The following is a 21,501-nucleotide window of genomic DNA, read 5'->3' as shown; positions in this document are numbered from 1 at the left end:
GCCACGAGGCGGCCGTACCGGTCCGCGGCCCGGCCGTCCTTGATGCCCTGGGCCTCACACGTCGCCGTCACCGCGCTGCGCTGCCTCAGCCAGGAGCCGACGTGCTTCAGTGGCCAGCCGGTGCAGCTCGATGTTGACCCGCCGCCGCCGGGCGATGGTCACGTTCGCGATGTCATCGAGCTCGATGTGAAGCTGGAGCTGGCGCTCGTTGACCCGCTCGGCTTGAGTTCGTCGAGGCGGCCTCACTGGACCGTCCCCTGTCGGATGTGGTCAAGCACCTGCTCCCAGCGCGACGGAAATTCCTCCTCGCATGACACGCAGCAGTAACCAGTTACAGGAACGCAGGACCCAGGTGTCAGCTCGCTCAAGTCGGGCTTGCCATCTTCGTACGTTTGCACCGTGGCGTCGATGTAGGCCAGAGCGTCGCTCACGCTGCACTGGTAGGCCCTCTGGCAGTCAGGACATACCGGCCTGCGGCCTGCGCCGGCCCCCACATTGGGGTGGATACAGTCGTTCCACTCCGGCCTGTTGTTGATCTTGTTCACTTCGAACCTCCTCGTTTAGTTAGTGGTGTGCGGTAGCTATCAGCGCGCCATCGTGAGGATGACCATGGCCAGCAGTCCGAGCAGCATCATCGGGCCGAGGTGGGCGACCAGCTTCTGGTACTGGCTGGGCCGTCGTCGTGCTGGATGCCAGTAGCACTCATGCCCGGAGCGCCTCGGCCGCCCGGCGGAGTACTTCCCCAGCTTCGTGCGCAGCACCGCCACGTCGAACACCTCGCCGGTCTCCGGGTCTACAAGTCGTCTCATGATCGGGTTGCCTCCTGCTACGTACGCAGGTGATACGAGCCAGGAGGAGCCGCCGTCAGGGTGGAGCGCCCACACCGAGAGCAGCGAGGGAGGACGAACGACCTTGACGGCACTAGGCGACGACTGGCTGACGATCACCGCGGAGGTAGCAGGAGGTGTCCGGGGCGAAACCGAGTTCTTTGCGCAGGTCAGGGCGTTTGCGGCGGGCTGGCCGCCGTAGCCTGATGCGTAGGCCGACCCGTAGGTCACCGGGGGCTCGCCGCGTGGCTGGAGCTGCCGCCGAACGGGCGCAGCGAGCGCGGCGCCAGCTCCAGCGCCCGGCTGATGTCGGCCGCCTACCTCGGACTGCCGGCCCTGAAGACCCGAGTCACCTAACTCGCCACCCAACTCGTTACGAGTCGCGGTTCCCGGGTGTCGCCGCCTCCTACCGTGAAAATCTCCCCGGCCACGATCCGGCCGGGCGGCACGGTGAGGTGTGACGTGGCGCGACTTCCAACCCATGATCTGTACGCGCTGCTCGGCGTGCCGACCGACGCCGACGCGGCGACGATCCAGCGCGCCTGGAAGGCCAAGATCCGCCAGCTCCACCCAGATAGCCAGCCCGAGCACCAACAGGCCCAGGCCCACGAGCAGGCCGTCAAGCTCAACCAGGCCCGCGACATCCTGACGGACACGCTCCGCCGGGCCGACTACGACTTGGACCGGCGGGCGCGGCAGCGAGCCGCTGGCACCCGCAGCACCTCGCCGCCCCGGCGGGAACCACCACCCTCGCCACCGCCACCGCCGCCCCTGCGGCGCATCGTGGTGGAGCCGCTGGTGGTGGACTTCGGCGCGGTGGTCGTCGGCCAGCGGGCGCCGGACCGGCGGGTCACGGTGCGCACGAACAACGGCTCCGCCCTGAGCCAGGTGGCGGTGCTCAGCCACTGGGGGCGGTTCTGGACCAACGACCAGTACGAGGACGGGCGCGATGTCACCGAGTTCGTCGCCTGCTTCCGGGGCCGACAGATCACGGCCAACCTGGAGCCGGGCCAGCACATCGACTGGGTGCAGATCGAGGTCGAGGGCGAACGGGTCCGGGTCGAGCTGACGATCACCGTGGCGGCGGCGCCACCGCCCCGACCGGCTGAACCGCAGCCGGCAGCCGAGCCGGCCGGTGCCTTCGCTCGAACGGGCTGGACCTACTCCGCCCGGACCAGGTGGGTGACCGTCGTGGCGATGATGGCCGTCTTCTTGGCAGTGATCCTGGGAGTGAGCGGGGTTCATCTGGGCGGGGGCACGACGCCAGCCGAGCCAGCGCCCCGGCCCACGGCCGCCGCGCCGACTCAGGCATCCGGAACTGCCACGGCAACGCCGAACACCACGGCAGCGGGGGCACCGTACTGCCAAGTGACGTCGGTGATGGATGGCAGCACGGCGTACTACGCGACCGTGCCGGGCACCACGACACCGACCAGCGACCAGCCGGTCTGGACGATGGCCCCGCCGTCGAACGACCCGTACTGGACGTGGAAGTCGGCGGCCTTCCCGTTCTGGGAGCGGATCAACAAGCGGGACGGCTTCAGTCAGGGCGGCCAGCTCTACCGGGCAGGGACGTACGTCGAGCTGCACGTCATCTTGGAGGAGCCCTGGGAGCGGTTGTCGCCGGAGCTTCTGCAGAAGTACCCCGGCCTGGACGCCGGGGCCGAGGCCGCCGCTCGGGCGCAGTTCATCCAGGAGTGGAGCCGAGAACTCGGGGTGCCGAGGTGCGAGTAGGACGATCTTTGAGGCGTAGGTCCCGTGCGGATGGGCAGCCGGGCGGACGAGACTTGGTTAGCGCTGGTGGGCAGACGCGATAGCTCCTCTGATAAGCAGCACGTCTTCTCGTGGGCTCGTAGGGCCAGGTGGAGGGCGGGGCAGCGCTGCCTCCTAGCCGGTCACCCGGACGTCACGGAGCGCACCTTCAAAACGACCGCTGTTCGGGAAATTTTCCGGCTTGGCAGCTTAGCTCGGGCAATTCATATTTAGGGAGTCAATCAATTCGACACCTGTCGTTTTTGGCCGGCGGACCAAGGATTGACAGTTCCCACCCCCTGAAGGCCGAGGTTTGCAGCCATGACAAAGAGGCGATATATCTATATCGATCAAGAAGCCAGTTACTGGCCCCCCATCAGGCCTTGTTGGCTTTTCCCGGCCATTATCTTTGGCCTCATCCTCTTTTACGGAATAGGCGTGCCACTTCTTCTCATCTCCTAGGATGGCCCAGGCGGCAAGGCCCAAGAGCAGCCTCTTGGGCTTCAGTCTCAGCAGCGACTCAATAATTGCTGCTGAGATTTTTATGCACCCAATCAGGTGAAATGCCGAGACCGCCAGGTTGCCAGCCCTGGCACCTGGGCATACTTACGCGCCATCCGAACTAGGTCACGGAGGGATCATGGTGGACATTTTCAATCGAGATCAGTTTATCTCGGAATGTGTCGACGGCGCGCTGAAGGATAGCGGGCACGGTGGGCACCCGCTCGGGGAGCCGATCAAGGAGATTATTTTGAACAAGGCAGTCGTCCCTCAGCAAGAATGGGAGGCTGCTCTCAGGCAGCAGGATGTGGAGGTAGACCAAGTCGCTCAATTTTTCAAGCAATGCATTAAAGAGGCAATTGAGTTCTTTCCGCTAGACTACCTAACGGTCGATGACCTGCCAGTCGTTCTACAGGCGGTCGAACTAAGGTACCGCCCCATGACGGCATTCATGTGGCCTATTAAGGACATTGCCAAATGCCTCAGAGAGAAGTTCGCATAGCATGCTGGATGATTCTTGCACCGGAACTTCACGGCCGTGAAGCGACTACTGAAGACCGTCACTGCCGCCATTGCCATTCACCGACTGTGGAAAATGGAAAGGTGGGCCGGGTCGAAGGTCGCCCAGGCTGCCGAGGCAGCCGGACAACTTGACGAGTCCCTAGAGAGGACCACCGAGAAACTCCGCGAGGCCCTAGCGATTGTGGGACAACCCTCAGAAAGATTAGAGGCGGCCGAGAACCGAGAGAATGAGCGGACTGCGCTTGTCGCCGTTGGCAATTACATTCTCGCTACCGTTACTTTTGTAACCGCGCTTCTAGTCCTGACTGTAACCATCTTGCTTCAGTATCAGGGCGACTCCGACTCATGGCAGTTTGCATTAGGCTTGATCTGCTTAATTTTGGCTGTCGCCTTTGGAGTTAGCGTACTCGGCAGGCAGATCACTTTGCTACGCACGAAGGAATCAAGTCCTGGCGACGGCGCGCTCCTTTCCCTTGTCGTACTCCACCTGTTGACGACGGGTGCAGCCGTCGTCCTTATGACCTTCTTTGCGTATCACCACATCAAGGTGCCAGATAAAATGACGAAGCCATGTCCTTCTGCCAGATCTGAAATTCCCGGCCTGATTGGTACGTCGCCGAGCCCCGCGGCCTCGCCGTCTTGCGCCGGCTCAGAGCAGCCGAGCCCTTCTCCATCCCCGCAAGCCTCGTAGGGCGGACCCGTCGATCCCCACATTCCGAGACTGAGCCGCCGTTCGCCGTTAGGCACGGCGATCCGGGCCCCCTGGCGCATCCGATTGGTGTAGAGCAGGCCATCCAGGTGGTCAAACTCGTGGGCGATGAGCCGGGCCAGGCCGAACTCGTAGGTCCGGTGGTGACGACGCCGTCCAGCCTGGAGGTGGCGTCCATGCAGAGCGGCCGAGGGATCATGCCTCGCACGTCGAAGTAGCTGAGGCAGCCCTTGTACTGCTCGTCCGTCTCGTCAGAGACGGCCGTCACCTTGGGGTTGAGCAGGATGATCGGGTCAGCGTCGACGGTCGGCGGCAGTCCCAGGGGTACTGCCGCAGCAGCGTGGGCGACAGCCGTTCCCAGGGCTCCTCCATGACGAGCCACTCCCCCAGGTCAAGCCACCTACGGCATCACATCGTCGAACGATGCGATCGAGCGAGTCCCCACGCCCCTACCGCGCCAGCTCCACCGTGATCGGCTCGTTGGCGCAGCCGGCCGCCAGCCGATGCAGGGCGTCCTGCTCTCGCTGGTCGATGGTCAGCCCCCAGCGCGTCTTCACCACGGTCCAGTCGGTGATGTAGGTGCACTGGTCGCTCGGCATCGGCAGCCAGTCGCTGACGTCCTTGTCGGCCTTCTGCCGGTTCGAGCGGCCGGTGACCGCGATCAGGGCCCGCGGCTCGTCCAGGTCGTTGGCGTAGCGCTGGCGCTCCAGCGGCGTCCAGGCCGAGGCTCCCGAGTCCCAGGCCTCGGCCAGGGGCACAACATGATCAACATCCAGCCGGGCCGCATCGGTCACGATCTCGCCGTCGTAGGCCGAGTACCAGCTGCCGCCGGTGAGGCTGCAGCCCGGCCCGATCTCGGGAGCTTCGACGGCCTCCTCCAGGATCACCTCTTTGCGGGTGTTGCAACCGTCGCGGTCGGCGTCGATCCAGTGGCGAAACTTGGTCCGCTCGTACCCGGTCCGGTCTTCGTCGGCCACCGGCAGGCTGTCGATGGCCTCCTGCAGCGTGATGGAGATGGTCTGGCCGGCCGCTCGGTGCTGCACCGGGGCAGCGTGGGCCGGAACGGCGACAAGGGCGGCGGAGGCAACGGCGGCCACGGCCGCAGCCAAAGCGGAGCGCATGCGCACGGGCAACTTCTCCCAGGGAAGAGGGGCATGATCGCCCGGCGCAACGAGGGAAGCAGCCAAAGGTGTCGCCAGTGATCTCGCCTTCACCTGTCTGGGCGATCTCGGCCACCACAGCTGCAGCGGTGGTGGCCCTTGGAGCCGTGCCGAACGAAGCCAGCCGACGCCACCCGATCGGCCCTCTGACTGAGCGGACAACTTTGGGTAGGTATGGCCTGCTTGTGCCACTACGACCGAAGGAGTTGGGCACGCCATGGAGAAGGACCAGCTGGCTCACCTGGAGCAGCGGATTCATCACCTCATCACGGTGACCAAGTCCGTGACCAACGACCCTCACGAGGAGCTGCTCAAGATCATCCACCGGCCGGGCTGGACGACGCCAGCCGAGGTGGCCCTGGTGACCCACGCCGTTGAACACCTGATCAGGCAGACCGAAGCGCTGAACGAGGCCCGCATGGGGCTCATCGAGGGGGCGCGCTCCGTCGGCTAACGGCGGGGTCGCGTCAGCACCGGGCGCACGCCGTGGTCCGGGGGCCAAGCCCAGCAAGGCCGGTGGCAGTTCACTCAGCAGCAGGCTCTCAGTCCGCCCATGTGCTCGGGTCTTCCTCGCGGGAGTCAAGCGAGAACCTCCGGCACAGAGGGGTGGGTCCGCAGGGCCGTATTCAGCTGGCCGCGCTTGGTGAAGCCCGCTGGGGGTGGTTCGGACGGGCGACGATCTTCATGCGGCGAGTTGGCGCAGCTTGGCCGCGAGGGCGTCCGTTCCGAGCGCCATCAGGGGCTGAAGGCTGCTGATGGCGCGGGCTCCAGCCCAGATGCCGTCGTTGGGGGTCTGGAACGGTGTCACGGCGATGCCGTATTGCTGGAAGGCCGCGGGGTCGAGGTAGCGCATGCCGCCTGTTCCGCACAGGTATGACTTCGCCCCGGTCACAGCCGCCAGATCGGCCAAGCGCTGCGAGCGATCAGGCCGGGACTCCAAGCTGCTGCTGCGAAGGATCTCTCCCCGCCAACCGAGAAGGCCGAGAAGGGCCCGGGTGGATGCCTCGGCGACCACAGCCGTGCGGTCGGTGGTCACGAATAGATCGAGCACGGGATCGAGTACGTCTCGCAACCCAGGCCAGTGCGGGCTCGAACGATAGTGCTGCCGGATCAGCTGGCCGGTACGGCGCTGGCAGCGTTCCGGCTCAGTCATCAGTGCCTGGAGGACAAGGGTGGAGCGGCCGTGCGGCAGGTGGGTCGAGATCGACAGCCACTGCCGCCGGCCCGGCTCATCCAGGGCGGCCAGGCGGGTGCGGTGCTGGTAGTCGCGGCGGGCGAACTGAACGTCGTCCAGAACGATCCAGTAGTCCGCTGCGAATAGCTTCGCCAGCGTTGACAGCCTCGGGAACAGATTCGGCTGGTGGATGGCGCAGACGCCGCCTGGTGCCGGGAGCTGTTCAGCGAGCCAGGAGCTTGCTGTCGAACCCATCGGCGAGGAGACGTTGGTAAGCAGCATGGACTTCCCCCGGGACCTCCTGCTCGATGGCGAAACCGAGCTTCGGGTACTCCATCACCCGTTGCAGGTCGCCCATGAGCATGTCGATGACGAGCTTGTCGTCTCCGATGACCTTGACGTAGTCATCGAAAGCCATTGGCGCGGAGGCACAGACGATGTCGACCTCGGGCCAGAGCTTGCGGCAGGTCGCGTACGCCCGCCGCTCCATGTACGGCATCGCGATCAGCATGACGGACGCCGGCTCGATGCCGGCGTCGGCGAGCACCTGGCGCGAGAGACTGATGTTCTGGCCGGTGTTCGTGGCGGTGGGCTCAAGGAAGATCGCGCTGTCGGGAACGCCAAGGTCGACGGCGTGCTCGCGGAAGTGGACCGCCTCACCGCGTGGGAACCGCTCCGGATGGGTGGGGTTGCTGGCGCCGCTGAAGACCAAGGTGGGAAACAACCCAGCGTGGTACAGCTCGGCCGCGTACGCAGGCACTCCCAGGTCGTGACTGCCGAGGCCGATCGCCACGTCGCACGGTCGGAGCGGGTGGTGCATTTGGTGGTAGTCCCAGATCAGCGTGGCATCGGCCCACTGTCCGTCGGTGATCGAAGGCTGCTGGCTGTCCGTCACTCAAGTTCTCCCTGGTCACCGAGGCTGAGGGACGGTCGGCCGTTCGTAGTTCAGCCGAATGCCCTCGATGCTTCGCAGTTGGTGACTCATACCGTACTGGGCCGCGAGTGTGGCAGCCCGGCTGAGCACGGCCAAGCCGTCGCCGGCCGTGGCCTCGTCTGACAGCAGGATGTGGCCGTGGGCGGTATCCAGCCGGACACGCTGCATCGGTGCGTCGATGGTGCCCGTCTGTCGGGCGATCTCGATGAACTGCAACGCGCCGGTGAGATCGCCGGCCCCGCGGTACGCGAGCGCGAGCTTCTGGTGGGCGACCGACCAGTCTTCGGGTTCGGACAGGTCCTCGAACTCGCGGGTGGCGGTGGTCATGACCCGAGCCGCGTAGTCGTGGTTGCCGTCCTTGCTCAGCGCGGTGCCTACCCAGAGGCGGGCTCTGGCCCGGTCACGACGGCTGAGCCGGTCGTCGGTGGCGAGCAGTTCGTAGCGGTGAGCCGCGAGGTCGAGCTTGCCGGCCATCTCGGCGACAACCGCCAGGGAAAGGTCGAGCTGAGCCACCCGGCGGGGAATGTCGAGCTGGGTGAAGACCGAGCGAGCCTGAGCGTAGGAGTGCTGGGCTGACAACGGGCCGAGGACGGCGCCCTGGTCTCGCTGCAAGTCACCAAGCAAGGCGGTGGAGCGGGCGTAGAGATAGAGGCCCTTCTCGTCCAGGCTGCGTGGTTCGTAGCGAGTCAGCCACCGGTTGAGAAGGCTCGTGGCGAAGGTGAAGTTCTGCCGGCTCAGGGCCGCGACCGTGCGCTCAAGGTCATCGGTCCAGGACTCGAAGTCCCACAGCCGAGGCCCCGCCGTGGTGATCCTTGGCCGTGCGACGCTCCGGCCGGCCTCGGAGAGCAGGGTCTCGAATCGCAGCTGGGCGGCGGCGTCACACCGGGCCAGGGCGGTATCGAGGATTGCCTGGGTGTCGGGGCGGGGCTGAGTGTCGGCGCCCAGCTTCTCCCACTTGGAGACCGTCCGCACTGCCACGCCGAGGTGCTCGGCGAAGGCCCGGACGCTCATGCGCAGCGCACGCCTGAGGGCCCACGCATCCAGGCCACTCCACTGCTGAACGGTCGCCACGCGGCCTCCTTTCGGGAAGTCATCGAAGCACGGAGCACGCAGACGATGGGTCAGAAGTGCCACACAAGTGCAACAGCAGGTCATTTCGGCACCCACCGAATGTCGGGACGCTTTGGAGCAAGGCCAACGCCCCAACAGCTGGTCTCTCAAGCCCACTTCGCCCGGGACGGTCGCGCAGATGGAACTCACGGAACACCGCCTGATCCATGGCCCGGTCGTCTACGGCTTCTTGCGGATGACGACGACCGCTGTCGCTCGACACCGCGCGCTGTCCGAAGTTCTCGCCCAGTACTGCGTGCAGCATGAACTCACACTGAGCGGGGTCTTCACCGAGCGCGATGGCACCACCGCCTCGAAGTCCGCAGCCTTCACTGGCCTGCTCGACGTCCTGGCCCTGCCGGAGACCTACGGCGTGGTCATGCCGGCGGCCTCACACCTTGGCCCCCGGGCGATAGCCGCCGAACGCAAACAGCAGATCGGCGCAGCCGGGGTCCGGCTGCTACTGATCCGCCACCCGACAACTGCGAGTTCTGGCCTGTCGCCACTCCGCGGCGCGGCCAGCTACGACCTCGAAGTGAGTTCACCTTCCCCCTGTCGCTGCGCTACTCCCGAATCGGGAGGCACTTCCCGTGCCCAACGAAACCCGTCCTGTTTTTAGCCAGTTGGCGTTGGCTGACACCCCCAACGCCGTGTCCTGGGCCCGGCGGCACACCGTCGATGTCCTGCGCCGCTGGCGAGTTCCGACCAGCGTCATCGATACGGCGCAGCTGGTCGTGTCGGAGCTGACCACCAACGCCACACGTCGGCTCGGGCCGAACGAAGAGGCAGCACCGTACTCGGCGCTGACGCGGGTCAGCACTATCACGCTGACACTGCGGCTGGATGGTCACCGGCTCCTGCTGCTGGTGCACGATTACCAGCCCGAGGTTCCCGTGCTCAAGGAGGTCGGTCTCGATGCCGAGAACGGCCGCGGCGTCTTCCTGATCGCCCACCTGAGTGCTCGCTGGGGCTACTACGTTCCGGCGACGGCGTCCGGCAAGGTCGTCTGGTCGGAGCTGTTGCTCACGACACCTGCGGCTCAGCCAGCGGCTCCACCGGCCGGGCTTCAGCGCTCACCGTTCGAGAAGGATCCGGCCTCGTCGCTCCTGGTGGCCAAGACGCTCGTCGGACTGCGGGGACTGTAGATGACGCTGGCATCCGCGCTGACTGCGCATGACGAGCCACTCGCGCCGAACCAGCTGGCGTCCCTGCTACGGGCACCGGCGGCCAGACGAAGCTACCTCTGCCAGTACGTGCTCGTCCTGGTAGACGGCGAGCAGGTGACCGGGGGGCTACCGCTGCGCCACTTCGCTGAGTCGCCCGGTCAGGCCGTGCGCTGGCTGCGTCGAGCGGTTCGGCGGCTAGCCCCGACGCTGGATGAGCACGCCGAGCGGCTGGCCGCTGAGTGGTTGGACGACGCGGCCGGCTACCACGCGGCCGTCCTTGGCCTGCTCCACGGCGAGGCGATCTTGCTGGCGCTGCCCTCGGACGGCCTGCGCCTCCAGATCGAGGCCCGCCCCGTGATCACCCTGACCACCTTGGCGGCCTCGACCACTTCCTGATCTTCCCAACCACCACCTCCCGGACGGGCTCTTTCGCCCGCCAGGTGAGCCGTCATGCCCGCATCTCACACCAGAGAGAAACGAGGCTCGAATGACCACCACCACTGCGCGACCCGTACCGCAGGTCGACCGGCTGGCCCAAGCGATCCGGCTGGCGCTCCCGGAGGCTCCGGCCGCCGTGGCTGCTGGCGCCGACCGGCTCCTCATCGCGCCGCCCCGGCTGCGGCGGCATCTCGAACACCACCTCGCCGGTCAGATCGGCCGTATCCGGGTGACTGGCACCTTGGACCGACGGCTGGTGCTCATCGAGCGGCCGGATGCGAAGTGGGTGGTGGCTGACCTGTCGGGTCAGCCGCACGAGTCGCGGCACTGGCCGAGCTGGGCCACCAACCACCTGGACTTCCAGTCGCCCGACTCGTGGCTGTCGCTGGCCGTCATGGACGACTACACCGCCCAGCGCTTCAGCCGGCCGCAGCTGCTCCTGGCGGCGCTGTACCACCCGGAGTACTTCCCGCTGCCACGATTTCCGCTGGGCATCAGCGACGTGGCCCGCGCTGGCCGCTCGACCCTGATGGGCGAGGTGACGCTGGCCGACATGCAGCTCGGCGTCACCATGGCCGATCTGGTCAAGGCCGTGGCCCAGGACGCCCCCGACATCCTGGGCATCTCGGCCACCTTCGGTCAACACGACCTCATGACCGAGCTGCTGGACGCCGCGTACGGCCTGGCTGAGCCGCCGCTGGTGGTGGCCGGCGGCAGCCTGACCGCCCGCAACGAAGCGCTGTTACTGGAGCAGTACCCCGATCTCCTGATCGCCCGGGGCGCTGGTGAAGCCACCATCCAAGACGTGCTGGCCCACTGGCACGGCGACATCCCCCGCGAGGACATTCGCGGCATCGGCTACAACGGCGCCGCCCGTGGCTCCGGCACCCTGGCCATTGGCCGGCGGCGGACGGCCAAGCCGGTGTCGAGCGCCCAGGACGACATCTTCCCTGAGCTGGACCTGCTGCCCGACACCTTCGAGCACCACGGCGTCGGCCAGGTGGAAGGCTCGCGCGGCTGCACCAACTACTGCTCGTTCTGCCCGCGCGGCCACAAGGGCCAGTGGTTCGGCGGCCACCCCGAGGCCTTCCCCTGGCTGCTGGACGAAATGGGCCGGGTCTACGACCACTACCCCCACCTCTCGCGAACGCTCTACCTGGTCGACGAGGAGTTCATTGGCCGGGGCCAGGACGCCGTACCCCGGGCGCTGGAGATGGCCGGCACGCTTCACACGGCCGGCTTCAAGTGGGAGACCAGCTGCCGCATCGACCAGGTGACCAGGCCGGATCGTGACCAGACCTGGCACGTCGAACGCGCCAGCATGTGGCGCGGCCTGGTCGACCGCGGCTTACGTCGCTGCCTGTTCGGCGTCGAATCCGGGGTGGACTCGATTCTGCAGCGGTTCAACAAGGAGACCGGCGGCGAGCAGAACGCCGTGGCCATCCGGACGCTGTCGGCGCTCGGGGTGCCGACCCGGTTTACGTACATCAGCTTCGACCAGCTGATGACCTTCGACGAGCTCAAGGCCACCTACGCCTACCAGGGCCGCACCGACCTGCTGCTGTCACCGCTGCCCGAGCTCAGCCCCGAGGACATCGTGGCCGGCGTCGTCGACCCCGACTGGGTAGCGGCTCATTCGACCGGCCGACCGTTCCATAGCGGCATCTCCTACATGCTCGTCTCGATGGAGTGCCTGATTGGAGCGGCCTACACCAAGCAGGCCCAGGCCGCCGGCCTGACGGGTGAGGTCCGGCCGTCCATGGGCCGGGTCGATGCCCGCTTCGCTGACTGGCGCATCGGCGTGGCCAGCGAGTGGGCCCAGCTGTGGGTGGACCGTAACTTCGCGCTCGACTACACCTTCAAGTCGCTGGAGAAGATCCTCGACGGCGACCCGCGCCACGCCGTCCGGGCCGCCCGTGTGGTGCTCAAGGACGCGGCCTACACCGTCTTCGGCCACATGATCCGCGAGATCGAGGCCAGCATCGAGGCGGTCGGAGCGGAGGCCGGCGCGGGCGAATTGTCGGCCCGGCTGCGGCTGTGGCTGAACGCCGAGGTTGCTCTGCTGGCCGACCGGATGAGCGGCGTGGTGGAGCAGGTCAGCCGCACCTTGCCGCCCGACCACGCCCGCACGCTGGCCTACGAGCACGGCCGCTGGGCCCGCAACACCGAATGGCGCTCGATCAACGCCAGCGATCCGTGTGGCACCTGATGAAGGGGACCAAGATGGACCGACGACAGTTACCTGGCTTGGATCGTGAAGTGTCGGCCCTGGGGGCCGGCTGCTGGACGATTGGCGGGCTGGCCACCAACCGTGGCGTGCCCATCGGCTGGGCCGGGGTCGATGAAGACGAAGCCTTCGCCGGCCTGGTCCGGGCGCACGACCTGGGCGTCACCCTGTACGACACCGCCGACGTCTACGGCCTGGGCCGGTCGGAGCGGCTGCTCGGCAAGCTGCTGAAGCAGGTCAACCGCAGCCGCTTGATCATCTCCAGCAAGGTCGGCTACTTCGCCGGTACGGCCAGCCACCCGTACGCCGCCGGTCAGGTTCGGCGGCAGCTACTCACGTCCTTGAGTAACCTCGGCACGGACTACCTGGACCTGTACTTCCTGCACGCCAGCGACTTCGGCCCCGACGACCGCTACCTGGACGAAGCCGCCGAGACCATCCAGCGGCTACGCCGTGAAGGCCTGATCCGGACCGTGGGGATGCGCGCACCGCACGAGTTCGCCGTCGAGTGGGCAACTAACCCCACTCACCCGCAGGCAGTCGAGAGCGCCCGGTTCCTGGCGTTGTTCGAGCGGATCCAGCCAGATGTCCTGACCGCCCGCTACAACCTGCTCAGCCCGCTGTACGGCCCCGGCGAGACTGACATCTTCAGCTTCGCCCGTCGCCACCAGGTCGGCCTGCTGCTCAAGCAGGTGCTGGGCCAGGGCCTGCTGATCGGTGCGCGCAGCCCCAGCTCGCCCCTGGCCTTTCCGGCCGGTGACCACCGCCAAGGCGGCTCGTTGTTCACCCGGCCCACGCTGCGCGCCATCCACGACGGCCTGACCAGCTTGAGCCAACGCTTCGGTGGCAGCCGGGCTGATCTCACCCGCGTCGCCGTGCGGTACGCCCTCCAGCGCGACCCCGACGCCGCCGTCCTGCTGGGCTTCCGCAACGCCCGGCAGATCGGCAGCAACCTCACCTGTCTGGGTGAGTCCTTGAGCTCGGAGGACATTGGCGCGATTCAGCTCGCTATGTCGTCCGTTCGGGACATGCTTACCGCGTCCCGACCCGCCATCCCCAACTCCCAGCAGGAGCACAGCGCATGAAGTACATCGAGGTCGAGCAGAAGTTCCAGCTCCTCAGCTCGCCGGACGACCTCAAGGCCACGCTGACGGCCCGCAGCGCCAAGGCCAGCACCGCCTCGCGCCAGGTCGACACCTACTACAACGCGCCCCACCGCGACTTCCTGGCCGGTGAGGTCATCTCGGAGTGGCTGCGGGTCCGGGTCGAGGACGAGGCGTCGTCGCTCAACTTCAAGCGATGGTACCCGCTGGAGGAGAAGATCAAGACCCACTGCGACGAGTTCGAGACCACCGTGGCCGACGCCGAGGCGGTCACCCGGCTCCTGGGTGCGCTCGACTTCACCCACCTGACCACCGTCGACAAGGTCCGCGAGGAGTGGGTCACCGACGGCATCGCGGTGGCGTTCGACACCGTGGTCGGCCTGGGCGAGTTCATCGAGTTCGAGTTCAAGGGCGAGGCCGACACCATCGAGGAGGCCACCGCCAAGATCGAGGCGTTCATCGCCGGCCTGGGCATCGAGCTGGGCGAGCGCATCCACGCCGGCTACCCGCACCTGGCGCTGGGGATCGCGCCGGCGACGGCCTGATCCGTACTCCGAGTCGGGCTGGCGCCATCTCCGGGCACCGGCCCGATTCGACAACCGCGAGGAGCAGGCGTGGCAGGTCAGGGTGAGGAACGAAAAGGCGTTGCTGCCGCCATCGTGGCCCAGGACGGTCGCGTCCTGCTGGTCCGTCGCCGCGTCGCCGAGGGCCAGCTGTCCTGGCAGTTCCCGGCGGGCACGATCGAGCCGGGTGAGTCAGCCGAGGAAGCTGCCCTCCGCGAGACGTTGGAGGAAACCGGCCTGGTGGTCCGGGCGGTCCGGCGGCTGGGTGAGCGCGTCCATCCCATGACGGTCCGGGCGATGTCCTACTCGGCCTGCGAGGTAGTGTCGGGGACGGCCATCGTCGCCGCCCCCGACGAGCTGGCGGAGCTGGCCTGGATCACGCACACCAAGATCGCCGAGTATGTGCCGTACGGGTTGTTCGAGCCGATGCAGGCGCACTTGGATCAAGTTATGGCGTAGCTGTCTTCGCAGGAAGCTACGACTTGGCGTTGGCGCGCTGCTTGACTTGCCTTAGCGCAGCAAGCGCCTGTCTCTCCAGCTCTGGGTGCCTTGTCAGGGCTTTTCGACGGTACTCCAGGACGTCAGGTACATCGACGGGGCGCCCAGCGAAGTAATACGTGGAGAGAGCGCTGAGATCATCCGCGCTCAGGCCGTCGAGAAACTCCGGATGAAACTCAAGCAGCTCCTCCAGGAGTGAAACGGTGTCGCTATATTCCTGTGGAGATTCAATCATAAAGCGATTGTAAGCCAGTCCGACATGAAATGCATTAGTCAGATATATGGTCAGTTGTGCAGCTTTTCAATCGTCACGCTGCCATCATCTTCCTTGGTTCCGGCCCAGGCGTCTGTGTGAGCGTCACCGCCGTGCGGGTGCTCGACCTGACCCTCACTCTGGACCGTCGCCGTCTCGCCAGGCTCGGCATCGGCCAAAATCTCCTCAAGCTGCCGCTGCGCTTCGTCAGGGCTCATCTCGGGCTTCCTCCGCGTCTCGGATTAGGTACACACACTGTAGTTGAGGTGTTACGCATGAGGAGCCAGGCATCAAGTCGACGCCAAGGAGCAAGTAGGCCAATAATTCCCTTAAAATGATGAAGCCATCAAGGCAAGCAGACCAGTCACAATCAGCGCCCCGAGTCGGTCCGATGCCATCCCACGGGCACCGGTCCAAATGCTTAGCGTCCTTGGTTACCCGTCTCCCCGAGCCTGGTCCCACAGCGTCCCGGCAAACTCAGCAGCACTGAAGGCCGTCTCCAGCCCGGTGATGACCAGCGCCATGGCGTCCTCCTCGCTGGCCTCGTCGATCGCCTCGGTGCATGGTGCGAAGAACCAAACGGCCACCAGGTCAATGACCCACGAACGCGCCTCGTCGTCGGGCAGCCCCTGGCTGATCGGCATCAGCCCTTCGACCATCGCCTCAACGCTCTGGGCGTCCGCTTCAGTGAGGTCCTGCGGCCGATTAGACATCAACCGCTCGGCAGCTGGCCCGGTAACACTCTTCAAGATCTCGCTGGCCCTCTGGAAGACCTGTGACGCCAGGCCGGCAGGGGGCTGCTGAGACCAGAGCGAAGCCGCTCGGAGCAAGTGGCGCTGCCGGGCGTCCCAGTCCCGCCCCATCGCAGCAACTGGAGAGTTGACCAGTGCCAGCAGGTCGGCATTCAGCTGGGTGATAGCCGCGGTGCCGACCGCCGACTCCGGCCTGGCAAACGTGGCGATGGATCGCTCCAGCTCAGAGTAGGGGACCGGCCGCAGCGTCTTCGCCGCGAGATTGTCAGTCACAGAGCGGATCGTGGCCATGGCGGTTCGACCTCCTTCTTACGATGCTTCACTCTTTTGCCTAGAAGTTGAACGTGGCCACCACGGGCGAGTGGTCCGAGGGCTGGTTATGCGGGGCGGCCGGCCGGGCCTCCATGACGGTCGGCAGTGGGCCGTTGCCGGTGGACACCTTCTCGAACTTCGCCAGCAGCGAGTGACTAATCATGATGTGGTCGATGAGCTCATGCTGGCCCTCGAAGATGCGCGAGAAGCCGCCCTGCTCCAGGATCTTGGGGGCCAGGTTCCACAGCCGCTTGGCGTCGCCCTGGTCGGGGTGGTCGAAGCCACCGGTGCCCATCTGGGAGCCGGGCGGGCCGTACAGGATCTGGGTGGTGGCGGCCTTCCATTCGTCGTTAAGGTCGCCTAGGACGATGACGTCGTGGGTCCGGCCGTCGCCCTGGAGCAGGTCGTCGGCCAGGGCGCGCATCGTGACGGCCTCGGCGGTGCGGCGCAGGAGCGCGTATGCCCCGTAGCGGGCCCGCAGGCGCTCGTCGGTGGTGGTGTGCTGCTTGTTCGGGAAGGTCAACAGCTTCGACTTGAGGTGGCAGACGGCCACCTGGAGGCTCTGGCCGGGGGTCGGTTCCACCCTGACCGCCAGGCCGCCGCGCCCCATCTCGCTGGTCGGGCTGCCGGGGATGCCGTCGTCCTCGACCTGAACGGGGTGAAGGCCGGGCGGGAAGTCCTTGGTCTGCCGGACATCGAGCAGCGGGAAGCGGCTGAGGACGCCGACCCGGATGCCGCGGGGGTCCGGATGGTCCGAGAGGGCGGTGTGCCAGGCGCCGGGCAACTTGGCCACCAGATCGTCCAGCGCTTCCTGGCTGCCGACTTCCTGCACGCCGAGCAGGTCCGGAGCGAGCTGGGTGATGACGCCGGCCAGAGCCTCGACCTTAGCGTCGTAGGCGGCTTGGTCCTTGGCGGCGCACTTGTTGGGGTCGGGAGTACTACCGGCCGGCAGCGGTCGGCAGAAGTTCTCCAGGTTCCAGGTCCCGATGATCGCCAAGGCTGCTCCCACTGCTCATGGCCGACACGGCTGCCGACCGCTCCAGCCGTTATCCCCCAAGCGGGCACGCCGGAGCGGGAGCTCGCCTGACACCGTCCCGGTCTTTCACTCGGGGGTAGGCGTCGGGGCTCATCCGAGCCGCTGGCCGGAGGCCCGCGGGCGCCCGCTCCTGGATGACGGTAGTGACGCCCACAGCGTCGAACCCTGAAACGTGCACCGCGCCAGCGGCCCAGCCACCTCCGCCAGTAATCCAATCCGCCTTATCCAATCACCCGCATGGGTGCACGCGCCGTTCGATTATCGGCGGCTAGCATTCAGTCCGTTCCTCGCTGCAATTGCAGGTGAGATTGCAGGAAGCTCCTGACCTGCGGATTGTCGCCGGTCAGGACACGTGTCCGAAAAGCTCTTGTTCGTACGAGCAGAAGGCGGGATTTGGCATGGACAAGTACAAGAACGGTGCGCCGGCCGGTGGCATTGCCACCACCTGGATCAAGGCGCAGGCGAGCAACCTCAACGGCCAGTGCGTGGAGCTTGGTGCACTGACGGGCGGGGGCGTGGCGATGCGCAACAGCACCGACCCGACCGGTCCGGCGCTGATCTTCACCGACGCCGAGATGCGGGCTTTTCTGACTGGTGCTTGCGCTGGTGAATTCGATCATCTGATCTCACAGTAACCCACTCGTTCGATAATTCGACAAGGGCATCGCGCGGCCCTCCGGTGTGGAAGACTTGCTTTGTTTCGTCTTCTATGGGAGGGCCCGCGTGACGCCTGAATGCGGTGATCAGTTTGATGACGACAATGTCATCGCCTTTCGGCGGCCAGGTGCCGATCCGGCGCAGAACCCCACGGCCGCTGGCCTCCTGCTTGGTATCCAGCTGAAGGCCCTCCGCGGCGGGCGGACGCTGAGGAAGGTCGTCGAGGGGCTCGACAACCGGCTGTCCCAGGCCAAGCTCAGCCGGCTGGAGAACGCCGAGAGCCCGCCGAAGCCAGATGACATCTGGGCGCTGCTGCGCTTCTACCAGGCCGGCCCCCAGATCGCCTCGGCGGTTGAGGAACTGGCGCGCCACGCCGCCCAGCCGAACTGGTTGGACTCCTACCGCGATGTGCTCGCCAGCTGGGTTGAGCGGCTGATGGCCTTGGAGTCAGCGGCCATCAAGCTGGTCACCTACGAGGCCAAGATCGTCCCCGGCCTGGTCCAGACCCAGGACTACGCGCGGGCGATCTTCAGCCGGGAGTTGCCGAGCGGCCAGGCTCACCGGCTGGATCGGTATCTCTGCCTGCGTGGGGAGCGGCAGGAGCGGTTCCTGGTGGCACCACCCCGCTCCGTCTTCTTCCTGGAGCACTCAACCCTCTACCGCAAGGTGGGCTCACCGCGGGTCATGGTCGACCAGCTCCAGCGGCTGATCGACCTGACCAGCACACGCGGTTTCGGCGTGCGGATCATCACCCTCGACCACTTCTTCGCCTCCTCCGTGTCCTCGCTGACCCACCTCGACTTCGGTCGCTCAGGCCTGCCCGAGCTGATCTACAACGAGCGGCTGCGGGGCGCTGACTATTGCACCCCCACCGCGGACGAGCGGCCGGCGCCGGACGAGGACCACAAGGTGTCGGAGATGGAGGAGTACAAGCAGTTGCTGTGGCAGCTCATGGCGACCGGCACCGAGCGCCAGGAGAGCCGCGAGCTGCTGCTGGAAGCCAAGGAGCACTTCGAAGCGCAGCTGTGACTCACCCGGCTGGCCCGGACTCGTGCGCTACGAGACGACGGCCAACCCGCCGAACTCGATCCACTCCCGGGTGCGTTGGCGCGGTAGCACCTCGGAGTCAGGTCGCCAGTCGGTGACGTCGACCAGGCCGGGGGGTTCGATCTGGAGGCCATCGAAGTAGGTGCGGACCTCCGCCTCGGTCCGCACTCGGCCCCAGTTGTCGTTCGTCTGCTCGGCCATGAGACGAGTCACGCCGTCGCGCACGACCTTGTCCTCGCTCACGAGCTGGCAGATGACGACCACGCTGCCCGGCGCCAGATGCTGGATCGTCTCGCGCAGTAGCCGGGCCGGCTCCGGATCCGGCACGCAGTGCAGCACCGACACGAACAGGGCGGCCACCGGCCGACTGAAGTCGATGAAGTCCTTCACCTTGGGGTGGGACCGGATTGCTGCCGGCTTGGTCATGTCGGCGGCGACGATGGCCACGTCGTCGTTCTCGTCCAGTAAGGCCCGGCCCTGGCTCAGCACCACCGGGTCGTTATCGACGTAGACCACCTTGGTGCCGCGGTGAATCTGCTGGGCCACCTGGTGCACGTTGTCCTGGGTCGGCAGGCCGGAGCCGTGGTCGATGAACTGCCGGATCTGGTAGTGACTGGCGATGTACTTGACGACCCGGCGCAGGAAGGCCCGGTTGTTCAACGCCAGCTCCCGCGAGCTGGGGGCGGTTTTCAGCAGGTCTTCGACGGCCAGCCGGTCGGACAGAAAATTATTGGTGCCGCCTAGGAGGAAGTCGTACATCCTGGCGGCACTTGGCACTGAAAGATCGATCTTGCCGTTCAAAGGATCTTCGTCCACGGGCACCCCTCCGTGTTCGGACAACCCCGGGCTCTTCCAGGGCAGATGATCCACCTCATGGTAGGGGGGCAGCCCAAGCCGCACCACTACACAGACGGGTGAAGTGGCGCGGGCTGGCGCACGGGTAGCGAACGCGGAGGCGAGATCCGGCTGGCGCGCCGGCCGATCGGAAGCAAGTCGGACTACGGGCAGGTCCGATAGGCCTCCATGGGTCCAACTCGCAGGAGGCGCTGGGCCATTAGCAGATCAGCTCGTGCTTTGGGCGGCTCGATACCCATGAGCGTGGCAGCCTGCTCGACCGGCAGGCCCAGACGGTGGAGCAGTGCCGCATCAGCGTGGTCGGCTGGCAGGGTGCGGTGCAGGTGGTCGGACAACTGGTCGGCTGCATCGAAGCACGCAGCGGTGACCGTGGCTCGCAGGATTCGCCAGGCGTATGCCGCAGGATTTCGCCGCTGCAGCACCACGCCCCAGTGCCGCTCGGTGAACCACATGGTCGCTTCGACGGCCTCGCGGCTCAGGCCGGGGTCGATCAGCCGGGCCTGCGCGTAGCGGTGATACCCATTCATCTGCATCATGACGAACGCGGTGAAGCCACTTCGGTACGTCTTGCCTCGGATGGCGTCAGATGCTGTCGCTGCGCCTTGATCGCGTGCCAAAGAAAGTCCTCGTCAACACTCGGGATCCCACGTGCAGGTGTCGCGTTGCCGGCTCGGCTGACGCCGGGCTCGCCCCGCCGGGGTGCGGCAGGGCGAGCTGCGGTGGCCAGGCGCGCGCTGGGGGCGCGCCTGGCCTGGAGGTGGCTAGCTCCGGTGCGAACGGACGGCGACGGCCACGATCCGCTGGACGTAGTGCATCAACGCCACGACGAGGTAGACCCGTTCCGGGTCGACGGCGGCATGACCGCGCAGAACGGCAGCGGCCAGGAGCACCGGCAGCGCCGCCACTGCAGCCAAGCCGATCGCTCGCGAAACCGGCATATGCAATCGCACCGGCCGGGACGTCGCGCTGCTACGTTGGAGGTTCCTCGGGGCACGCTTCGCGCGCCCTCGGGAGGGCTGATCTGGCATTGGTGGCAACCTCTCTGGATTGGCCCTGCGCCCTGGGCAGTGCTCCAACACCGCCCAGGGCAACTCCTGTTCTCGGAGCTGAGCACAACGTTAGCTAAGCCCGCGGCCCAAACTGGCCCCCAACTGCCCCGCTGCAAAACCATTTTGGCGAACTCTTGAAACGAACTGGTGTACCGCAAAACTGTTCGTAGTACCGATCGAAAACGGTCAGCAGGCGCCATCGCTTGGGCGGGAGTGATCAAGGGCGCGCCAGGTGGCACACGGCCTCACGCTTGAGTCACAGATTCCGCAGGACGGCCTCGCACTTGCGGCACCGCTGCTCATGGAACTCCGGCGGGTACCAGGGCTGACCGGGCCCAGCGGGCCGGTAGTGATGGTGCTCCATGCTGTCCGTGTCCAGGCCGCAGAAGGTCCGAGGGCCAGGGTCCTCGGGGATGTCAGGGTCCGCCAAGGCAGCGTGGACCCACCGGACGACTGGCTCGACGCCGTCAGGGCCGAGCTGCTGGTCCGGGTCTAGCTCAAGCAGCAGGATGAGTGCGGGCACCCTTCGACCCTGCACCGCGAGCCCGGCTGCCGCATCCCGGCCGCGAATGACGAAGAACCCCCAGATCCAGCGGTGGGCTGGGCTGGGGGTTCTTGCTGCGGGCGCACAGGCAATATGTCCCCAGGGGACGTGCGCTCGACTGACCTAGCCCGCTCCGGTGGGGCTAACGGCTGAGCCAAGGCTATCTGAGCCAGTCCCGGCAAGGCACTCCAACCACCTCAAACTCGACCAAGAGCTAAGTGGTCGACACTCGAAGTCCTTCGGGGGTTGACTGCAGAGTCGGTGTGGTGCCTGGTGTCCTGACTTGCCGGATCGCCACTGCGTTTTTCCGAA

General features: G+C 66.4%; 27 protein-coding genes. 12 read left to right on the top strand and 15 right to left on the bottom strand.

Annotated elements, in window-relative coordinates:
* Positions 1 to 54: 54 nt before the first annotated feature.
* The 3 genes from AB0J08_RS35795 to AB0J08_RS35785 are packed head-to-tail and all read right to left on the bottom strand — an operon-like array spanning position 55 to position 809.
* Positions 55 to 246, bottom strand: coding sequence for a hypothetical protein (locus tag AB0J08_RS35795; RefSeq protein ID WP_360642447.1), 192 nt, complete (start codon positions 244 to 246; stop codon positions 55 to 57).
* The gene (locus AB0J08_RS35790) at positions 243 to 545 is read right to left on the bottom strand and encodes a hypothetical protein (RefSeq protein ID WP_360642445.1); all 303 of its coding nucleotides are present in this window, start codon (positions 543 to 545) and stop codon (positions 243 to 245) included. The genes AB0J08_RS35795 and AB0J08_RS35790 overlap by 4 nt, the downstream gene beginning before the upstream one ends.
* A 39-nt stretch (positions 546 to 584) precedes the next feature.
* Complete coding sequence (locus AB0J08_RS35785; protein ID WP_360642443.1) at positions 585 to 809, bottom strand: hypothetical protein; 225 nt, start codon at positions 807 to 809, stop codon at positions 585 to 587.
* A gap of 480 nt (positions 810 to 1,289) precedes the next feature.
* On the opposite strand from AB0J08_RS35785, the gene AB0J08_RS35780 reads away from it, so the two are divergent.
* Positions 1,290 to 2,561 carry a J domain-containing protein gene (locus tag AB0J08_RS35780; protein WP_360642441.1) on the top strand — a complete coding sequence of 424 codons (1,272 nt, stop codon included), beginning with the start codon at positions 1,290 to 1,292 and terminating at the stop codon, positions 2,559 to 2,561.
* A 658-nt stretch (positions 2,562 to 3,219) separates the two neighbouring features.
* Positions 3,220 to 3,582, top strand: coding sequence for a hypothetical protein (locus AB0J08_RS35775; protein WP_360642439.1), 363 nt, complete (start codon positions 3,220 to 3,222; stop codon positions 3,580 to 3,582).
* A 554-nt stretch (positions 3,583 to 4,136) separates the two neighbouring features.
* Here AB0J08_RS35775 and AB0J08_RS35770 read toward each other — a convergent pair.
* The gene (locus AB0J08_RS35770) at positions 4,137 to 4,421 is read right to left on the bottom strand and encodes a hypothetical protein (RefSeq protein WP_360642469.1); all 285 of its coding nucleotides are present in this window, start codon (positions 4,419 to 4,421) and stop codon (positions 4,137 to 4,139) included.
* Positions 4,422 to 4,760: 339 nt separating this feature from the next.
* Positions 4,761 to 5,432, bottom strand: a complete 672-nt coding sequence (locus AB0J08_RS35765; RefSeq protein WP_360642467.1) for an HNH endonuclease family protein — start codon at positions 5,430 to 5,432, stop codon at positions 4,761 to 4,763.
* A 256-nt stretch (positions 5,433 to 5,688) separates the two neighbouring features.
* On the opposite strand from AB0J08_RS35765, the gene AB0J08_RS35760 reads away from it, so the two are divergent.
* Positions 5,689 to 5,925: a hypothetical protein gene (locus AB0J08_RS35760; protein ID WP_360642437.1), complete on the top strand. Its 237-nt coding sequence runs from the start codon at positions 5,689 to 5,691 to the stop codon at positions 5,923 to 5,925.
* 228 nt (positions 5,926 to 6,153) lie between these two features.
* Here the strand turns inward: AB0J08_RS35760 and AB0J08_RS35755 are convergent, their stop codons facing one another.
* The 3 genes from AB0J08_RS35755 to AB0J08_RS35745 are packed head-to-tail and all read right to left on the bottom strand — an operon-like array spanning position 6,154 to position 8,650.
* Complete coding sequence (locus AB0J08_RS35755) at positions 6,154 to 6,927, bottom strand: WbqC family protein (protein WP_360642435.1); 774 nt, start codon at positions 6,925 to 6,927, stop codon at positions 6,154 to 6,156.
* The gene (locus tag AB0J08_RS35750; RefSeq protein WP_360642433.1) at positions 6,869 to 7,540 is read right to left on the bottom strand and encodes a YdcF family protein; all 672 of its coding nucleotides are present in this window, start codon (positions 7,538 to 7,540) and stop codon (positions 6,869 to 6,871) included. The genes AB0J08_RS35755 and AB0J08_RS35750 overlap by 59 nt, the downstream gene beginning before the upstream one ends.
* Before the next feature lie 15 nt (positions 7,541 to 7,555).
* Complete coding sequence (locus AB0J08_RS35745; RefSeq protein ID WP_360642431.1) at positions 7,556 to 8,650, bottom strand: hypothetical protein; 1,095 nt, start codon at positions 8,648 to 8,650, stop codon at positions 7,556 to 7,558.
* 178 nt (positions 8,651 to 8,828) lie between these two features.
* On the opposite strand from AB0J08_RS35745, the gene AB0J08_RS35740 reads away from it, so the two are divergent.
* The 7 genes from AB0J08_RS35740 to AB0J08_RS35710 all read left to right on the top strand — a co-directional run bounded on the left by AB0J08_RS35740 (position 8,829) and on the right by AB0J08_RS35710 (position 14,645).
* Positions 8,829 to 9,308, top strand: coding sequence for a hypothetical protein (locus tag AB0J08_RS35740; RefSeq protein ID WP_360642429.1), 480 nt, complete (start codon positions 8,829 to 8,831; stop codon positions 9,306 to 9,308).
* On the top strand, positions 9,280 to 9,834 hold the full coding sequence (locus AB0J08_RS35735) for an ATP-binding protein (protein WP_360642427.1): 555 nt from the start codon (positions 9,280 to 9,282) through the stop codon (positions 9,832 to 9,834). The genes AB0J08_RS35740 and AB0J08_RS35735 overlap by 29 nt, the downstream gene beginning before the upstream one ends.
* Positions 9,835 to 10,251 carry a hypothetical protein gene (locus AB0J08_RS35730; protein ID WP_360642425.1) on the top strand — a complete coding sequence of 139 codons (417 nt, stop codon included), beginning with the start codon at positions 9,835 to 9,837 and terminating at the stop codon, positions 10,249 to 10,251.
* Between the two features lie 91 nt (positions 10,252 to 10,342).
* Positions 10,343 to 12,502, top strand: a complete 2,160-nt coding sequence (locus AB0J08_RS35725) for a radical SAM protein (RefSeq protein ID WP_360642423.1) — start codon at positions 10,343 to 10,345, stop codon at positions 12,500 to 12,502.
* Positions 12,503 to 12,540: 38 nt separating this feature from the next.
* Positions 12,541 to 13,605 (top strand): aldo/keto reductase, encoded by a 1,065-nt coding sequence (locus tag AB0J08_RS35720; RefSeq protein WP_360642421.1) that lies wholly within the window; start codon positions 12,541 to 12,543, stop codon positions 13,603 to 13,605.
* The gene (cyaB, locus tag AB0J08_RS35715; protein ID WP_360642419.1) at positions 13,602 to 14,168 is read left to right on the top strand and encodes a class IV adenylate cyclase; all 567 of its coding nucleotides are present in this window, start codon (positions 13,602 to 13,604) and stop codon (positions 14,166 to 14,168) included. Before AB0J08_RS35720 ends, cyaB begins: the two co-directional genes overlap by 4 nt.
* 69 nt (positions 14,169 to 14,237) lie before the next feature.
* On the top strand, positions 14,238 to 14,645 hold the full coding sequence (locus AB0J08_RS35710) for an NUDIX hydrolase (protein WP_360642417.1): 408 nt from the start codon (positions 14,238 to 14,240) through the stop codon (positions 14,643 to 14,645).
* A gap of 16 nt (positions 14,646 to 14,661) precedes the next feature.
* Here the strand turns inward: AB0J08_RS35710 and AB0J08_RS35705 are convergent, their stop codons facing one another.
* From AB0J08_RS35705 to AB0J08_RS35690, 4 genes are all read right to left on the bottom strand, one after another.
* On the bottom strand, positions 14,662 to 14,919 hold the full coding sequence (locus AB0J08_RS35705; protein ID WP_360642415.1) for a hypothetical protein: 258 nt from the start codon (positions 14,917 to 14,919) through the stop codon (positions 14,662 to 14,664).
* Between the two features lie 50 nt (positions 14,920 to 14,969).
* Positions 14,970 to 15,155 (bottom strand): hypothetical protein, encoded by a 186-nt coding sequence (locus AB0J08_RS35700; protein WP_360642413.1) that lies wholly within the window; start codon positions 15,153 to 15,155, stop codon positions 14,970 to 14,972.
* Between the two features lie 216 nt (positions 15,156 to 15,371).
* Positions 15,372 to 15,980, bottom strand: a complete 609-nt coding sequence (locus AB0J08_RS35695; RefSeq protein WP_360642411.1) for a hypothetical protein — start codon at positions 15,978 to 15,980, stop codon at positions 15,372 to 15,374.
* 40 nt (positions 15,981 to 16,020) lie between these two features.
* Positions 16,021 to 16,998 carry an endonuclease/exonuclease/phosphatase family protein gene (locus AB0J08_RS35690; RefSeq protein ID WP_360642409.1) on the bottom strand — a complete coding sequence of 326 codons (978 nt, stop codon included), beginning with the start codon at positions 16,996 to 16,998 and terminating at the stop codon, positions 16,021 to 16,023.
* Positions 16,999 to 17,435: 437 nt separating this feature from the next.
* Here AB0J08_RS35690 and AB0J08_RS35685 point away from each other — a divergent pair, with 437 nt between their 5' ends.
* Both AB0J08_RS35685 and AB0J08_RS35680 read left to right on the top strand, forming a co-directional pair.
* Positions 17,436 to 17,672 carry a DUF397 domain-containing protein gene (locus tag AB0J08_RS35685; RefSeq protein WP_360642407.1) on the top strand — a complete coding sequence of 79 codons (237 nt, stop codon included), beginning with the start codon at positions 17,436 to 17,438 and terminating at the stop codon, positions 17,670 to 17,672.
* A gap of 88 nt (positions 17,673 to 17,760) precedes the next feature.
* Positions 17,761 to 18,723 (top strand): helix-turn-helix transcriptional regulator, encoded by a 963-nt coding sequence (locus tag AB0J08_RS35680; RefSeq protein WP_360642405.1) that lies wholly within the window; start codon positions 17,761 to 17,763, stop codon positions 18,721 to 18,723.
* Between the two features lie 27 nt (positions 18,724 to 18,750).
* Here AB0J08_RS35680 and AB0J08_RS35675 read toward each other — a convergent pair whose 3' ends face one another.
* From AB0J08_RS35675 to AB0J08_RS35665, 3 genes are all read right to left on the bottom strand, one after another.
* Positions 18,751 to 19,563, bottom strand: a complete 813-nt coding sequence (locus AB0J08_RS35675; protein WP_360642465.1) for an SAM-dependent methyltransferase — start codon at positions 19,561 to 19,563, stop codon at positions 18,751 to 18,753.
* 176 nt (positions 19,564 to 19,739) lie between these two features.
* Positions 19,740 to 20,132 (bottom strand): hypothetical protein, encoded by a 393-nt coding sequence (locus AB0J08_RS35670; RefSeq protein ID WP_360642403.1) that lies wholly within the window; start codon positions 20,130 to 20,132, stop codon positions 19,740 to 19,742.
* A 225-nt stretch (positions 20,133 to 20,357) separates the two neighbouring features.
* Positions 20,358 to 20,510: a hypothetical protein gene (locus AB0J08_RS35665; RefSeq protein ID WP_360642401.1), complete on the bottom strand. Its 153-nt coding sequence runs from the start codon at positions 20,508 to 20,510 to the stop codon at positions 20,358 to 20,360.
* Positions 20,511 to 21,501: the final 991 nt, after the last annotated feature.

The sequence above is a fragment of the Kitasatospora sp. NPDC050463 genome (genome assembly GCF_040655255.1).
In the GTDB taxonomy this organism is placed as follows: domain Bacteria; phylum Actinomycetota; class Actinomycetes; order Streptomycetales; family Streptomycetaceae; genus Kitasatospora.
This window is presented reverse-complemented; position numbering and strand designations above follow the sequence as displayed.

Bases quoted from the DNA above. Each gene is read 5' to 3' on its own strand.
- AB0J08_RS35670 (WP_360642403.1), bottom strand. From the start codon at position 20,132: ATGATGCAGATGAATGGGTATCACCGCTACGCGCAGGCCCGGCTGATC.
- AB0J08_RS35730 (WP_360642425.1), top strand. From the start codon at position 9,835: ATGACGCTGGCATCCGCGCTGACTGCGCATGACGAGCCACTCGCGCCG.
- AB0J08_RS35755 (WP_360642435.1), bottom strand. From the start codon at position 6,927: ATGCTGCTTACCAACGTCTCCTCGCCGATGGGTTCGACAGCAAGCTCC.
- AB0J08_RS35685 (WP_360642407.1), top strand. From the start codon at position 17,436: ATGGACAAGTACAAGAACGGTGCGCCGGCCGGTGGCATTGCCACCACC.
- cyaB (WP_360642419.1), top strand. From the start codon at position 13,602: ATGAAGTACATCGAGGTCGAGCAGAAGTTCCAGCTCCTCAGCTCGCCG.
- AB0J08_RS35725 (WP_360642423.1), top strand. From the start codon at position 10,343: ATGACCACCACCACTGCGCGACCCGTACCGCAGGTCGACCGGCTGGCC.
- AB0J08_RS35705 (WP_360642415.1), bottom strand. From the start codon at position 14,919: ATGATTGAATCTCCACAGGAATATAGCGACACCGTTTCACTCCTGGAG.
- AB0J08_RS35760 (WP_360642437.1), top strand. From the start codon at position 5,689: ATGGAGAAGGACCAGCTGGCTCACCTGGAGCAGCGGATTCATCACCTC.
- AB0J08_RS35695 (WP_360642411.1), bottom strand. From the start codon at position 15,980: ATGGCCACGATCCGCTCTGTGACTGACAATCTCGCGGCGAAGACGCTG.
- AB0J08_RS35765 (WP_360642467.1), bottom strand. From the start codon at position 5,432: ATGCGCTCCGCTTTGGCTGCGGCCGTGGCCGCCGTTGCCTCCGCCGCC.
- AB0J08_RS35775 (WP_360642439.1), top strand. From the start codon at position 3,220: ATGGTGGACATTTTCAATCGAGATCAGTTTATCTCGGAATGTGTCGAC.
- AB0J08_RS35785 (WP_360642443.1), bottom strand. From the start codon at position 809: ATGAGACGACTTGTAGACCCGGAGACCGGCGAGGTGTTCGACGTGGCG.
- AB0J08_RS35740 (WP_360642429.1), top strand. From the start codon at position 8,829: ATGGAACTCACGGAACACCGCCTGATCCATGGCCCGGTCGTCTACGGC.
- AB0J08_RS35700 (WP_360642413.1), bottom strand. From the start codon at position 15,155: ATGAGCCCTGACGAAGCGCAGCGGCAGCTTGAGGAGATTTTGGCCGAT.